Here is an 18,114-nt window from a genome sequence, read left to right as displayed (position 1 = left end):
TTAGTGGACAGTGGTTGCAGTGATATATTGCTGAAGTTCCGCTCGATCGCCTGTAAATCTGAGGCACCATTCGTCCTGACATGTGGTTTGATGTTGATTACTTGCAAAGCTGATATCGACCAAATAGCGTTGAGAAAATTCATCTATTTTTTGGCGTAATGTGACTTTATCTCCAATGCTGAGCACGTAGTTCCCACCACCGATAATTGCTACGCCTTGTTCATCTTCTAGGAGTAGATCTGAGTGATGCATATAACCGATAACGTCCATATTCTGCTCCTCTACTGTTTTTTATTCTCCATTTCATTATTCATTAAAAAGATTTGCTTTTCTATATTTATGATTTAGCAAGTTGTCACAATTTGTATTCCGCTCTGCTTAGGCTATTTTAAAATCTTTAAGCATCTCATATTCAAAGTAACCCGAAGATAAATATGCATTCGCAAAATAAGCATGAACTCCATCATATGGCTAAACAACGGATAGTTGCCCTGTTGTAACTACTCACTGCTGAATAGAGCCTTTAGGTTTTGCTTTACGCGCTTTCTCGCATAAAAAACCGTTCCTTAGAACGGTTTATAATCTGGCATTTCGGTATGCGGTGTTGCGATACATTTTTCAGTAAACTCAGCACGAATTTTTTCACGTGCTGTTTCAACATCAGTATTAATCTCAGCTTGCGGCAAGGCATAAACTTCATCAATGATGTTCAGGATAAATCCTTTGGTGGTTTCATCCTCAATTTTGTTGGCATGCTCAACTGCTTTGTCTTTTTCAATTGCATTTTGACGATCTAACATAATCGTACGTGCAGCATTACCTACACTGCGGCAGTAACCCTGCCACTGCTCTTCAGGGGTTAATGGTTTTTTTTCAGCACAGCCGACCAAAGCCACCATAACGGATAAAGCAAATAACTTTTTCATGAACTTCTCCTTACGAGGGGCAATATAAAAGATCGTAATGGATTTGTCATTTAAATTAGTCGCAACCGAACAAACAAAAAAAGCCCTTTCGGGCCTTTTTTATAAGTTTGCATTAACCACAAGTTGCTTGAATAATCTTTTGATTGATTGGATTTACAGTAACAGTTACGCGCTCTACACGATAATCCATTGTCACAGGCTGCCCAGGTTTGACTAGACGGACAATTTGAGCTTGGCTAATCGCCTTGATCTGATCTTCTGTCAATTTTGCTTGACCAATCAGAGTGTTGGCCTTTTCAGGTACACATTGGGTCTGACTACTACGGAATAATGCCCATTCTTCAACCACTTGCCCGTTTGGCAGATGGCAATACCCCACCTGACCATTTGCTTCATCACGAATCTCAAGTTTACCTTTTTGCTCTACACAATATTGGCTGGCTGGATTTGCTATACCAATTTTTTCTGGCATATTTTCAGTTTGCTGTGTTGTGCTACAACCCGCCATAAGTGCTGTCAGTGCAACTAAAATCCATATATTTTTCATCATGTCTATTTCTGAATATAAAAATTTAACTTATCAAGTTTGTGGTAAATAAACGAGTTGTTTATTGCAGTTTTTAGCAAGCACTCTTTTTCTGTGATTGGGTGTGATATCCAAATTGGGCAACAACACATCCATTGTTCAATAATTAGGAAATCCATGAAAGAAGAATAAAGGATTAAGCTGTATTGGGTTATGAAACCCGTTAAAAACCATTGCTGAACGTTGTCGGGGTAACAAACTAGGATAGAGATTCTATTTAATTGCTGGAATCTATAATTTGGAACTGCGTAAAAATGACTTATAAAAGAGGTCTATTAATTGAGTAAGATATAATCTTACTTCAACAAAGTTATACATAAGTTACTAACATGCTTAATATTTCAGCTCAATCTTAGATTTTTTTCGACTTAATGCTATGACCGAGATTTATCGACATCTAAACCAAAATATATTAAGGCCAATGATTTCGACAAGACTGAAGTATCTATTACGCTCACAATATTTAGTTTTGCTGCGCTAAAAAAGCTTGAATCGCCTGCTGTGCAATTTCAGCATCCTGAAAAGACTTTACGCCAGACACGCCCATTGCACCAACCAACTGCCCTTCATACATAATCGGCTCACCGCCTTCCAGCATGCCTGAAAAGGTATCCATGGTCAGAAAGCCCATTTGACCGCCTTTAATAATGTCTTCAAAAAGTTTTGAAGGACGGCGGCTAATCGCAGAACATTTGGCTTTTTCTAAGCATAGGTTTGCTGTCATTGGCGATGCACCATCCATGCGTTTCATCGCTAACAAATTGCCTGTCTCATCCGTAACCGCAATGCTGACATTAAAACCATTTTCGACTGCATAAGCATGTGCTGTGTTTAGTAAAAATTCTGCATCTGCCAAAGTTAAATAATGCTTGGTTTTCATTTAAAAATCCTTCTCTTAAAAAACTGAACTTAAAACAACAAAAAAAGCCCACAGCAGGCTGCGGGCTTTATTCTAAAGCAGAATTTACCAATTTAAATGAAAATTACTTCATTTTGGCAAAAACTTCTTTCGCCATTTCAATGGTAAATGCAATATCTTCATCGCTATGCGCGCTTGAGAAGAAACCTGCTTCAAATGCTGAAGGTGCTAAGTTTACACCGCGCTGTAACATACCGTGGAAGAAAGTACGGAAAGCATCTACATCACATTTCAGAATTGAATCAAAACCGGTGATTTCAGTTTGATCAGTGAAATAAATACCGAACATGCCGCCCACTTGCTGCGTAAAGAACGGAATGCCCGCTTCGTCTGCAGCTGCCTGTAAACCAGCAAGCAAACCTGCCAATTTTTCATTCAAAGTTTCATAGAAGCCCGGCTGACGCAAATGTTTAAACATCTCAATACCGGCACGCATAGCCAATGGGTTACCAGACAATGTACCTGCTTGATAGACCTTGCCCAGTGGTGCAATGCATTCCATCACTTCGCGTTTACCCCCAAATGCGCCAACTGGCAGGCCAGCACCAATAATTTTACCCAACGTGGTTAAATCAGGTGTTACGCCATAATGTGCTTGCGCACCGCCAAGACCGACACGGAAACCTGTCATTACTTCATCAATGATAAAGACCGAACCATGCTCATCACACACATCGCGAATTGCTTGCAAGAAACCCTCTATAGGTTTCACCAAGTTCATGTTGCCTGCAACTGGCTCGACAATTACACCTGCAATTTCTGAACCGAATTTTGCAAAGCATTCTTTAAGCATCGCAATATCGTTATACGGCAGTGTTAAGGTATGTTTAGCGAAATCAGCTGGAACACCTGCAGAAGTTGCTTCACCCTCACCCTTTGTCAACAAGCCTGAACCCGCTTTAACCAAGAGTGAATCTGAGTGACCGTGGTAGCAACCTTCAAATTTTACAATCTTGTCACGGCCGGTATAGCCACGAGCAAGACGAATGGCTGTCATAGTCGCTTCAGTCCCTGAATTAGTCATACGAACCAATTCAATAGACGGCATAATTTCGCAAATAATATCCGCCAAAGTCGTTTCATGAACGGTTGGCGCACCAAAACTTAAACCATCAACAGCCGCTTCTTGAACCGCTTTAATAATGTCGGGCTGCGCATGACCTAAAATCATTGGGCCCCAAGAGCCGACATAGTCGACATAGCGTTTTCCGTCTACGTCATAGAGATATGCGCCTTGCGCTTTTTCGATAAATACCGGTGTACCGCCTACACCATTAAATGCGCGTACAGGAGAGTTTACGCCGCCAGGAATATGCTTGCTGGCTTGTTTAAATAATTGTTCTTGCTTAGCAGATAAGCTCATAAAAATTCTCTACTTATTCAATCTAAAAAATAAAATTAAGCTTGTTCAGCAAAAAGCTCAGACCATTCATAAACACGACTGCTTACAGCAGACATTGAACGACCTAATACATCACTAATCACAGCACAAAGATCAGCACCCGCTTCAATCACTTCAGCAGAATTTTCTACAGTTAAACCACCAATTGCACAAATAGGTACATTTAGTTTCGCTTTGGCTTGTTTTAGCGTTTCTAAGCCAATATTGCCTGCTTCAGGCTTAGTTTCAGTCGCAAAAATGGCGCCAAAAGCCACATAGTTTGCACCGTCTGCAATCGCCTGCTCAGCCAGTTCTAAAGAATTATTACAGCTTCGACCGATCAAAACATTTTTAGGTAAACGTGCTACAGCTTCAGCAATTGAACCGTCATCTTGCCCTAAATGTACACCCACACCATATTGAACTGCAGTTTCTAAATCGTCATTAATAACAAAAGGCACTTTGTATTGATTACACATATTTTTCATGTATTCAATTTCATAAGCCTGATCTTCCTTTGCCACTTTTTTACGGCGATATTGCAAAACAGCAACTTCATAAGTTGCCATCGCGCCTTCGAGTTTGGCTAAAAGCAATTCGATAGGATCATCATTGGTAATGAGGTATAAACCACGCATAGTTCAATCACAACTTAAAACTTTTGAATATTATAACGATTAGGTCTATGAAATGTTGCTTGGGGCATAAAATTTTAATGCTTTGCCGCTGAGAAAGTTATATTCCTTTTCACAGGACTGCTTATATAAATGTTTAATTGAATTTTCTGTAGAAAATGGCAAAAAATACCTATTTTCAGGTATAGAACAAAACTGATACAAATTATTTAATACTGCAACAGAAGAACACAAAACGCAGCGCATAAAAACACAACACTTTATAAAAATAATAATGAGTAACCTATTAGACTTTTTGGTGCTTGGTAAGAAACGTTTTGGGGAGCGTTCAGAGCATCAAAAAGTCTAGCCTATTTTTTTTGTGAACATTTTTGTGGTTAAATCTTTCAAACAATAGACCTTTTCTAAGGCCATAAAAAAAGCCTAGAGAAGGTCACTCTAGGCTTGGAAAACTGGGGTTTATCGTCTATTTATCTTTCAGATAAACAGTGAATAAACAATATGAACATTATTAGACTAATCACTCTAAACTTACAAGTCATTTACTCAAAAAACTACACCAAAATCAATAAAAATTAAACGTTTGATTAATAAATAGTTAACTATCAATCTTATCTAAATTACGGTCTTTTAAGCTTAAGTTCCCCTTCACAATATCAGACAGCATGCGCCAATCGGAAATAAAGCTGTATAAAGGCTGCTTGAAACTTGCCGGCTTATTTTTTTCAAAGAAAAAATGTCCGACCCATGCACAGGCATAGCCTGAAACCAGACCATAAGCAAAATACTTTGGTTGTTTTTTTAAAATTGCTTTCATGAAGAAATAGAGTCCTATACTGCTGCCTGTGGCATGTAAACGTCGGCTCATGATATTTCGATGTTCAGTCAAATAAAATCGATAAAATTGCGAGTAGTCACGAATAGGCAACTGAAATTCGGGCTTTAAATCTCGATTAAACTCGGGTTGTACTTGTGAATTCATGTTGTGCTCATCCTGAACTTATTTTAATCAACATAGCTTAAAATTCGTCCGCGTTAAAGGCGTAAAATTTTATTTTGATCCCATGAAAGTCGAACCATTGTGAATTATACAATTGATGGAATATCCATCTTTTAAAACTTTTCTTAGTCCAAAAGCAGAGTTTTCAAATCCGTCAAGTCTTACTTCTCAACTGTTTTTCGCTACAATCGATACGCGTTTAACTCATAGAAAATTTACGCACATTTTAGTTTTTCATTTTTATAAAAATTTAAAGATCGCTTCATGCCAGATCATGAAGTTGTGACATCAGGACAGAAAACCATGGTTGAAGTTGAATTAAAGTTCCAGATTCCAGAAGCACGTCGAACTGCATTATTAAAAGCACTCGATCCAAAAAAATCGGAACAAATTCAACTTAAAGCTAAATATTTTGATACCCCAGATCGAAAAATGGCACAGCAGCATGCAGCCTTGCGTCAACGTTTAGAAGGAACGCGCTGGATTCAAACCCTGAAAGCTGCAGGTAAAAGTCACATTGAACGCTTTGAACATAACTTAGATTTGGGTGAAGTTGAACAAGCTCCTGCTTTAGATTTATCGGTCTATGCCAATGAAGCTGAAGTTCAATCGGTTTTAAAAACCACTTTAGGCGATCAGCAAAATTCTCTACAACTTCAGTTTGAAACTGACATTCTGAGAACTTATCGTGTCATAGAGTTTGAAGATGCCAAGATCGAAGTTAGCTTAGATATCGGCTGTATCCGTAGCAACAATACAGAAACAGAGGTTCACGAAGTCGAATTTGAGCTTAAAAGTGGCTCTATTCAATCACTCCTTGCCTTTAGTTTTGAATGGGTTAAAAAGTACCATTTGTGGTTAGACGTTCGCAGTAAAGCGGAAATCGGGAATTTGCTGGCGTTTAATCAAACTGTGAGTCCAGCAGTTGAGGCTAAAGAATTTCAACTCAGTAAAAAAGACACTGCCGCAAAAAACTTACGACTTTTAATTGCACAGGACATGCAGCACCTTCTGCCTAATATTGCCGCAATTTCTGCAGGTGTTGCTCAGGCCGAGCACATTACACAAGCTCAAAAAGCACTCCATCATTTACAATTAACCATTTCGCTGTTTAAAGATTGGAACAGCGATATCGTTGAAAAATGGGCTGTGCAATTGGGCGCATTTAAACAGCAGTTTGAACAATTACACCATTTTGAGCACATGCAAAATACCTTGGGTGGCCTTTTACAAAACCCAACGACCTCAGAAAATTTAACCAAAGATATTTTGTATGCCAAAGAGAAGTTAGGCAATTTGGTTAAATCGACTCAAAATGTGCATCATTATCTTGAGCTTTTAATGTTTAGTTTGAAAGTCGATGAAGCACCGCAACAACATGATTTTAAATGGTATGCTCAAACTACCCTTCAAAACCAATATAAAGCCCTGCAAGAGGCTTTAAATGATGCCGACATTAACAATTTTGAAAGCTTAGATGTGCTTTCTCAGCGCATACAAGAGCTTAAATTTAGCTTCCCAATTTTGACGTCTATTTATGATGTAAAAAACTTGCAGAAATATAGTAAAGCGCTCAATGATGCACAAGTCGCGGCTCAGGAATATCAAGTCCTTTCCTCTTCTGCACAATATATTCAGCAAACAGAGCTGGAAGCTAGTGATTGGTTTGTTCTCGGCTGGTTGACTGCAAAACAAGAGGTTTATGCAGATAAGCTATTAGAAGCGACCGAGCAATTCCTTGTCAGTCGAAAACTCATTAAATAAAACCTAAGGGAGATTCAATGAGTCTCCCTTTTTTATTTGTATCCTACATTGTCATATAGATATTCATTTGTTGAACATTCAGGTTCATAGTCGGCTATTTTCAATTCATCATTTCCTTAGTTTGACTCAGTTACATTGAAATATTTTGAGAAGCTATTATTTTTGTTTTCTGGATAAAAACTTTTAAAATAAGCTATCTGAAAACTTAGATTCAGGGTGGTTTTATGTTGAAAAGTCACATACCTGTAATTTATCCCCTATTTTCATTTTCACTTATTTTTATATTTTTCCCAATACTGAGTGCTTGTAGTGAACAACATAAGCCTGTGCAAAGTACCGAATTAAGGCGCACGGCATCCTTACAAGTCGAAAAGCCGCTTTCTCCAACTCAAAACTTTGATCAGACACGACGAACCTTTAAAGTCCTGCGCAATAATAATGAGGACTATGGTGATGAGTCTTACCAAATCAAAACCGATGCTGGCACACTGAGTATTTACAGCATGAACTTGAATCCGCAACAAGGTCAGCTACTATCTAGCGTCAAGTCTGGAGAATGTCTCACCCTATCGAGTCAAAGCGACAATTTAATTGCGGTTGACGGTTATATCAGTGTGATGGAATTGGGCGACATTAAAATTCATCCCTGCAAATAAACTTCAATATAGTATTTGCATATCAGTCATTCAAAAAAACTAAGAAAATTGCCTTAAGGCTACACTGCTATTGGGGGGTTTAATTCATAATCCATACTGATTTAACCTTGTGCTAATAACCCCCATGATTTCATGGCATTACTCACCATGCGTTGTAATTGTGTCAAGGCCATACCATCACGTGCTTGTATCGTCATCCCTTGCAATAAGGTCATATAAAAATCAGTCAATTGCTCTGCATGAGCCAAACTTTCAATTTCGGCATTTGCCATAGTGGCTATTTTCACATTAGGGCGTGGATTACATAATCCAAAGCATCCTTGTGCAGCGAACTAAATTCACGTTCTAAGTAATATCGTCAACATATTTAATTAACTGATGTTACGCACGTAAAAGTAATTACGCATTTTTAAAATGATTTTTAAGTCTATTCGACGGAGTCTTACATCTAGGGTTTAAATAAAGGGATTAGCCTTCGGCTGGAAGTACTTTTGTTTCGGCAAAAGTACCCAAAACCATTGTCATCCGCAAAACTCGTTCACTAGCGTCTACTTATTCAAAGTATCGCAAAAACATCTTTAAATAGATGTAGTTCTGTCTCAAACACTTGCGGATGACGTTGCCGCGTATCGCTCTTTTATTTGAATCAAATGGCGCTTCTGATGTTACTGCGTAACATCAGTAATTAACGATATTTATTAATTAACGATATTTCCCAAAGATTTTCCACGTATTGTTATCTGCTAAAGGGTCACTATAGCTATCGCTACGGGCTTTACGTGGTTTGTCACGGGCATCCACCAATTTAAACTCGTTTTCGACACTAAGTACAATGCCATTCACATAAAAACGAGTACGGGTATAATCACTTTGCCCATGTTGAAATACATAGGTTCTGAGGTCAATAAATTCACGGTGTCCGACCAAGGCTGCAGTGTCATCGCTGTCTAGCCAATGTCGCATCGCTTGAATTTGATCTGCTTCAAACTGCCCACATTTTTCAACTAAGCTGGCAATACCACGAAAGGTTTTAGATTCTTTCGCACGTGTTTTGTTGATTCGAATACGATCCACATGAAAATAAAAAAGCGGCAGATTCAAATGACTCGGCAAATGGATTGCATCAAGGACTTCATCTTCCACAAAGGGTTGAAATAAGTCTTGAGCACGTTCAATTAAGCCTGTCCACTGTGCATAATATTCGGCTACTTCAGACTGTGTACCATAATAAATGGGCAGCCCTTCTACATTGGCTAAGGTTGAGGGCGGCCAAATATTTTGTCGAAGTAATGCAATATCACTTTTCAGACTTTGCACTGCGATTGCGTCTTGCATGAAGCATTCCATTTTACTTAGGCTATTTTTAGATTAAGTCAAAGGTTTAGTTTCTGCAAGGCTTTGCCTATAATACTGCATTAGATTTTTATGCTAGGACACATTCATGGTTCAAAAGATTGAAGCTACTGATGTAACCGAAGAAGAAGCGTTGAATGCAGCTTTCTTTGAACGTGCGGATGAATTTATTAAACAAGCCAATGAATTTTGTCGTGTTGAAAAAGGTTCTCAAGTTAAACCTGCAGAAATGCGCGGCCAAGTGAGTGCTGCCATGTTATTTGGTACTGCTCGCTTTAATACTTGGGTTGCTGCAAATGGCTTCAAAGATGGCAAAGAAATGCGTGATGCCAAAGATCAAGTGATGTCTTATATTCTTCAACAATTTCAAATGATGCTTGAAGATAATTATGATGAATATTGCGAACAGTTTGAAAACTATCTTCGCTTCCGTCATAACGAAGAATTCCATGCAAATAAGCATGATGACCACCACGATCATCAGCATTAATCAAAAGCCCTTCGGGGCTTTTTTTATACAACTTCTCTTTCACAAAGCTTTGATTTAATATTCAGTCATAACGTTGTATTTTCATCATTCAAACTATTTTCAGTACCTTGCGTATTCGGAAATACAATGAAATACGCAAGAAATGGACATGGTTTTAAGGACAAGGATAGCAATGCAGACGCTCGATTTTGCCATCGTGGATTCACATATACATCAATGGGATCCATACAATACCCCACATGCCGCTTCACTTGCCGTGAAATTATTGGGTAAACATCCCTACTTGCTCGACAAAATGATGCGCTTAGTTAAGCCGCAAGAGTTAATTGACACAGTTGGTTTAACCAAACATGTGACGACACCGTATTTGCCTGAAAATTATAAGCAAGATGCAGGACATTATCTGGTCGATCAAATCGTACATGTAGAAGCGAGCTGGCATGACCATAAAGGCAAAGGGGTGGTTGGTGAAACAAAGTTTATTGAATCTTTAGACTTTAATGCTCAAAAGATTAAACTTGGCGCCATAGTCGGCACTGCAGACCCATGTGACAGTAGTTTTAAGAAAATTCTTAAAATGCATAAACAAGCCTCCCCACATTTTCGTGGCATACGAAAAATGGCAGCTGTACATGAAGACCCAAAAGTTCACGCATGGACCAATGAGCCCCATCTCTATACCAATAAAAAATTTATGAAAGGTTTTGAAGCCCTTGCTCAAATGAATTTAAGTTTTGATGCATGGGTTTATTCAGACCAAATTCGTGATTTAACCGCTTTAGCACGTGCTTTCCCTGAAACATCTATCGTTCTGGATCATTTTGGGACACCTGTCGGTGCCTTTGGACCTGTCGGCTCACATACAGGCTTAACCCAAACTTCACGTGACAATATCTTGTTTCGTTGGAAAGATGATTTAGCTGAACTGGCAAGTTGCCCAAATGTTTATACCAAAATGTCTGGATTATTCATGCCGGTGCTGGGTCATCAGTTTCATAAAGAACAACGCCTTGCATCCAAACAAGAGATTTTCGATTGCGCCTTTCCGCTTATTTCTCATGCTCTACAATGCTTTGGGAAATACCGTGTGATGTTTGGCTCTAACTTCCCGATGGATAGTGTGAGTGCATCCTTGGTGAATATTATTGACGCCTTTTCAGATGCGGTCGCGAGTTATGATCCTGATGCACTGACTTTAGTCTTCCAACAAAATGCCCGTCAGTTCTACCGCCTATAAGTTCGTTAAGAAAATCTTGCTATCAAGTTATCCATTGCAGCTCAAAAAAAATCCTCCATCTGGAGGATTTTTTTATTCGGTTTATTTTTGAGTAGATTTTACGGCTTGACCATATTGGTCAGACATCACCTCAACCAAATGTTCAGGTTGAATATATTTTGTGATGACAGCATCAACATCCGCTTTGGTCAAACTAGCAATGCGTTGATCACGCTTTTCACGATAGTTTAAATCACGACCTTTTTCTAACTGTGGAATCAACATACTATGAATGCGACGGTCATCTTCAAGTGCAGTTAAACGCTTTTTCAAAATACTGGCTTTGGCCGCTTCTACTTCCTGTTCCGTCACGCCATTTTTCAATAAGTTTTGCAACACTTTATGAACAGACTGAGAAACTTGTGCTGATTTACCCGCAGTGTAGTTTGCATCAATACTCAGTACACCTGAATTCACCCATTCATCAAAATTAATGTCTGCACTAAAACCATAAACCAGTGCATTCTTTTCACGTAACTCTTGGGCTAGACGTGAAGACAACTGTGAATCACCAAGTATGTGGCGTAATACTTGTAACGCAGGAGAATCGGTATGCTCTACACCTACAGGTAGAGTCATAATGGCTTGGTAACTACCAAACTCACGCTGTTCAGACAATGCATGCACTTTCTGTGCAGGATACGCTGTAAATGTAGACTCTAAGCGTTGATATGGCTCGCTGGTTTTCCAATCTGCAAATTCTTTTTTCAGAATTTTTTCTATTTGCTTGGTATCAAAATCACCTGTTACCGCAATTTGTGCGTGCTGTGTTTTAAAGAATTTTTGATGTAACTGCTGCACTTGATCACGTGTAGCCGACTCAATTTGTTTTTTCGCAAGTTCCGGTTCGAAGTGATAACGAATATCCCCCGGCTGATAGATCTCGACAATACGCGACAGAGTCATTGCTGCAACGGTATCCGGCTCTGTATAAGGTCGATCCAAACTCGACAAACTTTGCGCTTTGATTAAATCAAATTGTGATTGTTCAAATGCTGGTGCTTTAATAACATCAATGACATATTGCAAAAAGTCAGCAAATTTTTCTTTACGTGCAACCACTTGAATCATGAGACCATTATCATTTGCACTGACCGTTGCACCCCCACCAACATCAATAATTTTATCGGCAATTTTCTGCAAACTTTGATCTTTAGATGCACGGAACATGAGGTAAGCTGTCAAATCTAGTAACTCCCCTTTGTTCATTAAGCTTTGTGCTGTACCAAAATCCAAAGCAATCGTGGCATAGGTTTTGTCATCACGGGTTTTAGTTGGAAACAACGCATACTGAATGCCGTTTTTAAATTTAGCGCGCTGAATCTGCTTTTCTTTCTGATTTAAATATTGCTTAGACTCTGCAACATATTGCTTCACTTCAGCACGATAAACACTCGCATCTTTCAATGGCTCTTCTGCAGGCGCTTGCTGATCTAAAGTTTCAGCAGGTTTCGACGCAGCCTGTTGCTGTGCTTTCTTCTGGTCTTCAGGTGTTGGTAGAATATTTCCTGTGACACGGTATTCAGGCTTTAGAAAATCCTTATACACTTGATTCACGTCGCTTACACTCAGCTTTTGTACTTTATCTAAGTCTCGGAAATATTGAGACCAGTCCCCGTTATAAGCCACAGTATAAGAACTGAGACGTTCGCCAAGAGCCGTAGCGCTATTCTTAACATTGTCAGCCATATTTCGAGTCAAGCTTTTAACACGGTTTAGCTCAACATCATTAAAGGCTTTATTCTGCTCTACACCTTGTGCCAGACTGGTTACCACTTTGTTAGCATCATGACTTGGGCCATATATCGCCCCCATAAACACCAAATTAAAATCTTTATCTAACCATGTGGTGGATTGAACTGCGGTTGCTGTCCCTGTTTCCACCATGCTTTGATACAAATGTCCACTTGGCTGTAAGGTATACAAAGTTGGAGATACCGCCAAAGCAGTTTTAATCGGTTCGACTGCACCATTTAAATAAATATTAAATTTGCCAAAGTCACTACCCTTATGAACGGTAAATTCGCGTTGCTTTAATTTCGTTCCATCTAATTTAGGGACTTTGGCCTGTTCAGGAATTTGACGTGCGGCAATTGGGCTAAATTGTTGATCAATTTGTTTTAATACAGCCGCTTTATCAAACTTACCAGAAATCACCATCACTGCATTATTTGGCGCATACCAACGGCGATAGAACTGGTTTAATTCGTTCATATTGATCGATTGAAGTTCTTTCAAATCACCTATCGGTAAGCGGCCTAAAGATTGATTGCCATAGGCTTCTTTTAAAACTTGGTCGATTAACACTGAAAATGGCTGATCTAAACGAATTTCACGTTCACGCTTAACGATATCAATTTCTGTCGGTACAAATTTTTCCTGAAGTACCAATTTGTCCATCCGTTCTGCTTCCAAATGCAAAACTTGATCGATTGAACTTTGTTCAGGACGAATCACATTGGTGTATTTCGTTGAATAATAATCCGTACTGGCATTGGTCATCAGCGTGAATTGGTCTAAGCGACGCTGAAATTCATCACCTTTGACATTTTCAGTGCCTTTAAAGGCCAAATGTTCGAGCAAATGTGCCAAACCACCTTTGCCCGCAGGGTCATTTAAAGAACCCGTGAAATACACCGTATTCATAAACACTTTGCTTTCTTTATCGTTTTGCGCCAAAACCACACGAAAACCGTTATCTAATTTATATTCTTCAATGGCTTGTTCAGTTTTAACCAATACAGGTTGAGCAAAGAGGCTTGTACTTAAACCTGCAAAAAAAAGTGAAAGCGTTAAATGTTTAATACGCATGTAATTCAAGTGTCCTTTATATTTAGCATCGATCAGCGCAATGCTGTCGATCAGATTGGTTTTGATTTTATGCTGAGCTTTTCAGGATTAATAGTTACTTTTTATTAAATACATGCCGCAGATTTCGACAGCATGTATTTGATTTATGTTCAGATATAAATGTCAGACTGCATATATAAACAAGCATAGCCTGAGATTTCTATACGGTCATTTTCGAGCATTTGACAATGTAACTCACCACCACGGCTTGATGCTTGATACGCCAAGATCTGACGCTTGTGTAGACGTTCTGCCCAAATAGGCACGATTCCGGTATGAATAGAACCCGTAACAGGATCTTCATTGATGCCATTACCCGGTGCAAAATAGCGTGAAATGCAGTCATATTGCTGGGCTGCCGCAGTGATTGCAACATCAGTAATCGTACCCGGCGCTGTAATTGCGGTGCGGATTTTGCCGAGTCGTTTTAAAATTTCAAAATTCGGTTGTTCATCCAAAACCTGTTGAGCCGTTTCGTATTCCACGATATACGCCTGCGCATTCAGATAAACCTGCTTAAAAGGTTGACTCAACCCTAGACGTAGCTCTTCAGGATATTCGCTCACGACCTGTGCCCGACGCACAGGGAAATTCATCAGAATTTTTCCATCTTCAGCTTTATTTACGCTAAAAATACCGAGATTTTTGACATGAAATTGGATGTTTTTTTCTACAGTATAAAACTCAAAAAGCACATAACTGCTGGCCAATGTCGCATGTCCACAAAAATCCACTTCAGTGGTCGGCGTAAACCAACGAATTTCATAATTGCTGCTGTCGATTTTTTTCACAAATGCAGTTTCAGACAGATTATTTTCCAAAGCAATCTGTTGCATCAAGTGTTCATCTAACCATTCATCCAACACCAAAACCGCCGCTGGGTTGCCTTTAAATAACACTTGGGTAAATGCGTCCACTTGATACATTTTCATTGATAGAACTCCTGATTTAGTGATTTATATTAAAGGCTTTTGAAAATATTTCATGCGTTATATGCTATGTAACAGCACTTTTTAATAAAACATCTAAGTTTTAGATGCACTTAAATATAGGTACAATTTTGAAAACGCATATTCACCCTGTTCCTTTAGAAAAATCATACCGACTTTTAAATCATGGCCCGACTGTGCTCGTCTCTGCTCAGGATCAAACCCATACTGGTGTGATGACTGCAACATGGGCATGCGCCTTAGAGTTCAACCCTGCAAAAGTGACGGTAGTACTGGATAAATCAACTAAAACACGTGAGATTATTGAAAATTCAGGTTATTTCGCCTTACAAGTACCGACACTGAAACAACTCAAAATGGTCTATGCACTTGGCATGATGAGCCAACGTGATGCGCCAGAAAAATTACGCCAATGTGGCGTGGAATTATTTCAATTTAATGCCTCTGATATTCCTGTGGTTGAAGGTTGTGCTGCTTGGCTACTGTGCAAACTTATTCCTGAACCTCACAATCAACAAGCACATGATCTGTTTATCGGCGAAGTCATTGCTGCTTATGCAGACGACCGCGTCTTCCGTAACGGACATTGGTATTATCATGAAGTAGCAGATGAATGGAAAAGCCTACATCATGTTGCTGGCGGGCACTTTTATACCATTGGTAATCCTGTATCTGTAGACGAGACACCAGACTAAAATAGCGCTATGAACTCTGTCGTTTATTTAGGGTTGAAAATCGATAATCATACCTTTTGAGCATTTTCATGCTAACTTTAACTTAATTTAAAATATTGAATGAATGGATATGGCGTTTAAAATACATACATTGGATGTCAAAAATTCACTGCAAAATTATATTTGGCTGCTTGAACACACCGAAAGCCATGATGTCATTGCAGTAGATCCTACTGAAGCCGCTTTGGTCGAGCGCTATTGTCAGGAACATCAGCTCAATCTTACGCAAATTTGGCTAACGCATTGGCATAAAGATCACGTCGGTGGTGTACCTGAACTTATTCAAAATAAAAACATTGCCGTTTACGGCCCCCGTGCAGAATTAAGCCGTATTCCATGGGTGAATTTTCCTCTCGATCATAATGACCGTTTTGAATTTCATGGTCTTGAAGTTGAAATAACAGCAACGCCCGGCCACACCCTCGGTCATATCGTATATTTTATCGATGACATTCATACACTTTTCTGTGGCGATGTATTATTTGCTATGGGCTGTGGACGTGTATTTGAAGGCACCTTTCAACAAATGTACGATTCCTTGAACCGTATAGCCGCATTCCCTGCTGAAACTCAAGTGTATTGTACTCACGAATACACCCTATCGAATGCGCAGTTTGCGCGGCATGTTGAACCTGACAACCTTGCCATACAACAGCGGTTTGATGAGGTTGAATCCCTACGCATGCTCGGGAAATGTACTTTGCCAAGCAGCATTGAATTAGAACTAGAAACCAATCCATTTTTACGTGCAGAAAGTGTTGAAGCGTTTCAGCGCTTAAGAGAACTCAAAGACAATTTTTAATTGGATTGCGAGTTATAAGCATTTAAGATTTCATCACAAATAAACTGTTTTATTTGTGATGAATATTTCGGGCCGATTCATCATTTTATTTATAAAATTTGATTGGTTGCAGCAAAATCATCCAATTCGGCTTGAGTCACAACTCGTACGGCTTGCATTTCATCGATACGTACCATCAATAAACCACCTAATGCAGGCTGATAACGTCGCGCACTGCCAAAAGGCGTATATGCCACTTTGGATTGCTCCGAAAAGACCAACCAATCTTCATGTCCAAGCATCACCGCAACAGGCGTCTGCCCTGCTTGTTGCATCTGTTCAATTTTTGCTTTGACATCGTGCTCAATGTTTTGCATGCGTTCAATCTATTTATATCGATGGGATATAGTATAAAAGCATTTCGACAAATCTTGATGTGAAATAGCTTTGCATGCTCACCTATCCAGTTAATTTGGCTGTGAACAAGTCTTTATTTGCAATCAATACTGCACACCTAATCCACTATACTTTCTAAGTTAAGTCATCGCTTATTTTGCACACAGCTTCTCTATAGGCATAGGATAGATTTTAAGCCAGCAATTAAAACCCAAATTTTCAAAATACGTTATATTTACTTACATTAAGTTTAGATTGTTATAAAACAGCGAGTTAAATGAATTTATACAATTTATAAGCCGATAATCTGTTTATTTATCCATCAAAATTTCATATTTTAAATAAAAGTTTTCCATTTCCCCTTTAAAAAATATTTTGACACCCCTATTTAATATTTTAATGATTGATAAGGAGTTCGCTCGTGAAAAAAGTGGTTAAAGCAAAAAATTTAGTTGCCTTCCGTCTTTGGTTAGAAAAGTTAGGATATTCTGTTCGTACACTGGCAGATAATCGTGGATTTACATTCAGTTTTAAAAAAGAATATGGTCTAGTGACTGTAGATTTGTCTGGTAATGCTTTGGCCATGCAGCTCGGTGAAGAGTTTGAAGATCATCTAAAGGCGTAATCTTCTCTATAATTTATTCGAACGATTTGAAATAAATGATTTAATTCGAATCCGCATTTCTAAATTTGCCCGTATATGCGGGCTTTTTTTCACCTTTGTTTTACTGACTCATTTTTAACGAGATAAATTTCAGACAATAAAAAAGCAAGATTAGACATCTTGCTGTATCTCTTGGTTCATCATCTTTCATTAGATTATGTTTTCAAAAAAACCACGTTTGGGACACTGATTTTTTCGAATTTCAAAAACAAAAAAGCAAGGTATAAAACCTTGCTTAATCTAATGGTGGGGACGGAGAGACTCGAACTCTCACACCTCGCGGCGCTGGAACCTAAATCCAGTGCGTCTACCAATTTCGCCACGTCCCCAACTCGGGTGCTGACAATGTCAGACTTTAATTTGTTTTAAAAACCTGTTTATTTGGCAACTTAATAAATTAAGTGGTGGGGACGGAGAGACTCGAACTCTCACACCTCGCGGCGCTGGAACCTAAATCCAGTGCGTCTACCAATTTCGCCACGTCCCCAACAGGGTTGCTGACAATGTCAGACTTTTTAAAACTTGGCAGAGGATCAAGGATTCGAACCTTGACGAACGGTTTTGGAGACCGTCATGCTACCATTACACCAATCCTCTGTGACCTTCATTACCAAACTCATGTTTAGTAATTCAGTGGTGGGGACGGAGAGACTCGAACTCTCACACCTCGCGGCGCTGGAACCTAAATCCAGTGCGTCTACCAATTTCGCCACGTCCCCGATGGCTGTGTATATTATAGAGATCACCCCTACA

At 39.1% G+C, this 18,114-nt stretch carries 19 protein-coding genes and 4 tRNA genes; 7 read left to right on the top strand and 16 right to left on the bottom strand.

The window, feature by feature from the left end; genetic code table 11:
* The 7 genes from FTU79_RS07125 to FTU79_RS07095 all read right to left on the bottom strand — a co-directional run bounded on the left by FTU79_RS07125 (position 1) and on the right by FTU79_RS07095 (position 5,429).
* Positions 1 to 270, bottom strand: coding sequence for a hypothetical protein (locus tag FTU79_RS07125; RefSeq protein ID WP_078193937.1), 270 nt, complete (start codon positions 268 to 270; stop codon positions 1 to 3).
* A 296-nt stretch (positions 271 to 566) separates the two neighbouring features.
* Complete coding sequence (locus FTU79_RS07120; RefSeq protein ID WP_180007288.1) at positions 567 to 926, bottom strand: hypothetical protein; 360 nt, start codon at positions 924 to 926, stop codon at positions 567 to 569.
* 112 nt (positions 927 to 1,038) lie between these two features.
* Positions 1,039 to 1,476 (bottom strand): I78 family peptidase inhibitor, encoded by a 438-nt coding sequence (locus FTU79_RS07115; protein ID WP_180007289.1) that lies wholly within the window; start codon positions 1,474 to 1,476, stop codon positions 1,039 to 1,041.
* A gap of 499 nt (positions 1,477 to 1,975) precedes the next feature.
* Positions 1,976 to 2,392, bottom strand: a complete 417-nt coding sequence (locus FTU79_RS07110) for a heme-binding protein (protein ID WP_180007290.1) — start codon at positions 2,390 to 2,392, stop codon at positions 1,976 to 1,978.
* Positions 2,393 to 2,495: 103 nt separating this feature from the next.
* A complete protein-coding gene (gene hemL / locus FTU79_RS07105) occupies positions 2,496 to 3,794 on the bottom strand; it encodes a glutamate-1-semialdehyde 2,1-aminomutase (RefSeq protein WP_180049402.1) in 1,299 nt (432 codons plus the stop codon).
* A gap of 35 nt (positions 3,795 to 3,829) precedes the next feature.
* Positions 3,830 to 4,450, bottom strand: a complete 621-nt coding sequence (gene thiE, locus FTU79_RS07100) for a thiamine phosphate synthase (protein WP_078188828.1) — start codon at positions 4,448 to 4,450, stop codon at positions 3,830 to 3,832.
* Between the two features lie 595 nt (positions 4,451 to 5,045).
* Positions 5,046 to 5,429 (bottom strand): DUF962 domain-containing protein, encoded by a 384-nt coding sequence (locus tag FTU79_RS07095; protein ID WP_180049401.1) that lies wholly within the window; start codon positions 5,427 to 5,429, stop codon positions 5,046 to 5,048.
* Positions 5,430 to 5,750: 321 nt separating this feature from the next.
* On the opposite strand from FTU79_RS07095, the gene FTU79_RS07090 reads away from it, so the two are divergent.
* Both FTU79_RS07090 and FTU79_RS07085 read left to right on the top strand, forming a co-directional pair.
* The gene (locus tag FTU79_RS07090; RefSeq protein WP_180049435.1) at positions 5,751 to 7,211 is read left to right on the top strand and encodes an inorganic triphosphatase; all 1,461 of its coding nucleotides are present in this window, start codon (positions 5,751 to 5,753) and stop codon (positions 7,209 to 7,211) included.
* Positions 7,212 to 7,435: 224 nt separating this feature from the next.
* Positions 7,436 to 7,867, top strand: a complete 432-nt coding sequence (locus tag FTU79_RS07085; RefSeq protein ID WP_168378945.1) for a hypothetical protein — start codon at positions 7,436 to 7,438, stop codon at positions 7,865 to 7,867.
* Between the two features lie 101 nt (positions 7,868 to 7,968).
* Here FTU79_RS07085 and FTU79_RS07080 read toward each other — a convergent pair whose 3' ends face one another.
* The gene (locus FTU79_RS07080) at positions 7,969 to 8,139 is read right to left on the bottom strand and encodes a hypothetical protein (protein ID WP_180002979.1); all 171 of its coding nucleotides are present in this window, start codon (positions 8,137 to 8,139) and stop codon (positions 7,969 to 7,971) included.
* A 430-nt stretch (positions 8,140 to 8,569) separates the two neighbouring features.
* Positions 8,570 to 9,202, bottom strand: coding sequence for a hypothetical protein (locus FTU79_RS07075; protein WP_180007293.1), 633 nt, complete (start codon positions 9,200 to 9,202; stop codon positions 8,570 to 8,572).
* Positions 9,203 to 9,308: 106 nt separating this feature from the next.
* Between FTU79_RS07075 and FTU79_RS07070 the strand changes: the two genes are divergently transcribed.
* Positions 9,309 to 9,710 (top strand): DUF3144 domain-containing protein, encoded by a 402-nt coding sequence (locus FTU79_RS07070; RefSeq protein WP_180007294.1) that lies wholly within the window; start codon positions 9,309 to 9,311, stop codon positions 9,708 to 9,710.
* A 172-nt stretch (positions 9,711 to 9,882) separates the two neighbouring features.
* A complete protein-coding gene (locus FTU79_RS07065; RefSeq protein WP_180007295.1) occupies positions 9,883 to 10,947 on the top strand; it encodes an amidohydrolase in 1,065 nt (354 codons plus the stop codon).
* A gap of 81 nt (positions 10,948 to 11,028) precedes the next feature.
* Here the strand turns inward: FTU79_RS07065 and FTU79_RS07060 are convergent, their stop codons facing one another.
* Entirely contained in the window at positions 11,029 to 13,797 is a 2,769-nt protein-coding gene (locus FTU79_RS07060; protein WP_180007296.1) for a pitrilysin family protein, read from the bottom strand.
* Between the two features lie 149 nt (positions 13,798 to 13,946).
* The gene (locus FTU79_RS07055) at positions 13,947 to 14,768 is read right to left on the bottom strand and encodes a PhzF family phenazine biosynthesis protein (protein ID WP_180007297.1); all 822 of its coding nucleotides are present in this window, start codon (positions 14,766 to 14,768) and stop codon (positions 13,947 to 13,949) included.
* Positions 14,769 to 14,872: 104 nt separating this feature from the next.
* Here FTU79_RS07055 and FTU79_RS07050 point away from each other — a divergent pair, with 104 nt between their 5' ends.
* On the top strand, positions 14,873 to 15,481 hold the full coding sequence (locus FTU79_RS07050) for a flavin reductase family protein (RefSeq protein WP_180049400.1): 609 nt from the start codon (positions 14,873 to 14,875) through the stop codon (positions 15,479 to 15,481).
* A 109-nt stretch (positions 15,482 to 15,590) separates the two neighbouring features.
* Complete coding sequence (gene gloB, locus FTU79_RS07045) at positions 15,591 to 16,322, top strand: hydroxyacylglutathione hydrolase (RefSeq protein WP_180049399.1); 732 nt, start codon at positions 15,591 to 15,593, stop codon at positions 16,320 to 16,322.
* 89 nt (positions 16,323 to 16,411) lie between these two features.
* Here gloB and FTU79_RS07040 read toward each other — a convergent pair whose 3' ends face one another.
* Positions 16,412 to 16,678 (bottom strand): hypothetical protein, encoded by a 267-nt coding sequence (locus tag FTU79_RS07040; RefSeq protein WP_257223241.1) that lies wholly within the window; start codon positions 16,676 to 16,678, stop codon positions 16,412 to 16,414.
* Between the two features lie 440 nt (positions 16,679 to 17,118).
* On the opposite strand from FTU79_RS07040, the gene FTU79_RS07035 reads away from it, so the two are divergent.
* On the top strand, positions 17,119 to 17,322 hold the full coding sequence (locus FTU79_RS07035) for a hypothetical protein (protein WP_078188846.1): 204 nt from the start codon (positions 17,119 to 17,121) through the stop codon (positions 17,320 to 17,322).
* Positions 17,323 to 17,605: 283 nt separating this feature from the next.
* On the opposite strand, the gene FTU79_RS07030 is transcribed toward FTU79_RS07035, so the two are convergent.
* The 4 genes from FTU79_RS07030 to FTU79_RS07015 all read right to left on the bottom strand — a co-directional run bounded on the left by FTU79_RS07030 (position 17,606) and on the right by FTU79_RS07015 (position 18,080).
* Positions 17,606 to 17,690: transfer RNA gene (locus tag FTU79_RS07030), tRNA-Leu, on the bottom strand.
* A gap of 73 nt (positions 17,691 to 17,763) precedes the next feature.
* Positions 17,764 to 17,848: transfer RNA gene (locus tag FTU79_RS07025), tRNA-Leu, on the bottom strand.
* Between the two features lie 36 nt (positions 17,849 to 17,884).
* A tRNA-Trp gene (locus tag FTU79_RS07020) sits at positions 17,885 to 17,958 on the bottom strand.
* A gap of 37 nt (positions 17,959 to 17,995) precedes the next feature.
* A tRNA-Leu gene (locus FTU79_RS07015) sits at positions 17,996 to 18,080 on the bottom strand.
* Between the last annotated feature and the right edge of the window lie 34 nt (positions 18,081 to 18,114).

Source organism: Acinetobacter sp. YH12144, assembly GCF_013418345.1.
Lineage (GTDB): Bacteria > Pseudomonadota > Gammaproteobacteria > Pseudomonadales > Moraxellaceae > Acinetobacter > Acinetobacter amyesii.
The sequence above is the reverse complement of the archived record's forward strand: the minus strand, read 5'-3'. Positions and strand labels throughout refer to the sequence as shown.

Coding starts and splice junctions, on each gene's coding strand:
- FTU79_RS07080 (WP_180002979.1), bottom strand. CDS start 8,139: ATGGCAAATGCCGAAATTGAAAGTTTGGCTCATGCAGAGCAATTGACT.
- thiE (WP_078188828.1), bottom strand. CDS start 4,450: ATGCGTGGTTTATACCTCATTACCAATGATGATCCTATCGAATTGCTT.
- FTU79_RS07120 (WP_180007288.1), bottom strand. CDS start 926: ATGAAAAAGTTATTTGCTTTATCCGTTATGGTGGCTTTGGTCGGCTGT.
- gloB (WP_180049399.1), top strand. CDS start 15,591: ATGGCGTTTAAAATACATACATTGGATGTCAAAAATTCACTGCAAAAT.
- FTU79_RS07090 (WP_180049435.1), top strand. CDS start 5,751: ATGGTTGAAGTTGAATTAAAGTTCCAGATTCCAGAAGCACGTCGAACT.
- FTU79_RS07070 (WP_180007294.1), top strand. CDS start 9,309: ATGGTTCAAAAGATTGAAGCTACTGATGTAACCGAAGAAGAAGCGTTG.
- FTU79_RS07050 (WP_180049400.1), top strand. CDS start 14,873: ATGCACTTAAATATAGGTACAATTTTGAAAACGCATATTCACCCTGTT.
- hemL (WP_180049402.1), bottom strand. CDS start 3,794: ATGAGCTTATCTGCTAAGCAAGAACAATTATTTAAACAAGCCAGCAAG.
- FTU79_RS07060 (WP_180007296.1), bottom strand. CDS start 13,797: ATGCGTATTAAACATTTAACGCTTTCACTTTTTTTTGCAGGTTTAAGT.
- FTU79_RS07095 (WP_180049401.1), bottom strand. CDS start 5,429: ATGAATTCACAAGTACAACCCGAGTTTAATCGAGATTTAAAGCCCGAA.
- FTU79_RS07055 (WP_180007297.1), bottom strand. CDS start 14,768: ATGAAAATGTATCAAGTGGACGCATTTACCCAAGTGTTATTTAAAGGC.
- FTU79_RS07125 (WP_078193937.1), bottom strand. CDS start 270: ATGGACGTTATCGGTTATATGCATCACTCAGATCTACTCCTAGAAGAT.
- FTU79_RS07085 (WP_168378945.1), top strand. CDS start 7,436: ATGTTGAAAAGTCACATACCTGTAATTTATCCCCTATTTTCATTTTCA.
- FTU79_RS07040 (WP_257223241.1), bottom strand. CDS start 16,678: ATGCAAAACATTGAGCACGATGTCAAAGCAAAAATTGAACAGATGCAA.
- FTU79_RS07110 (WP_180007290.1), bottom strand. CDS start 2,392: ATGAAAACCAAGCATTATTTAACTTTGGCAGATGCAGAATTTTTACTA.
- FTU79_RS07075 (WP_180007293.1), bottom strand. CDS start 9,202: ATGCAAGACGCAATCGCAGTGCAAAGTCTGAAAAGTGATATTGCATTA.
- FTU79_RS07065 (WP_180007295.1), top strand. CDS start 9,883: ATGCAGACGCTCGATTTTGCCATCGTGGATTCACATATACATCAATGG.
- FTU79_RS07115 (WP_180007289.1), bottom strand. CDS start 1,476: ATGATGAAAAATATATGGATTTTAGTTGCACTGACAGCACTTATGGCG.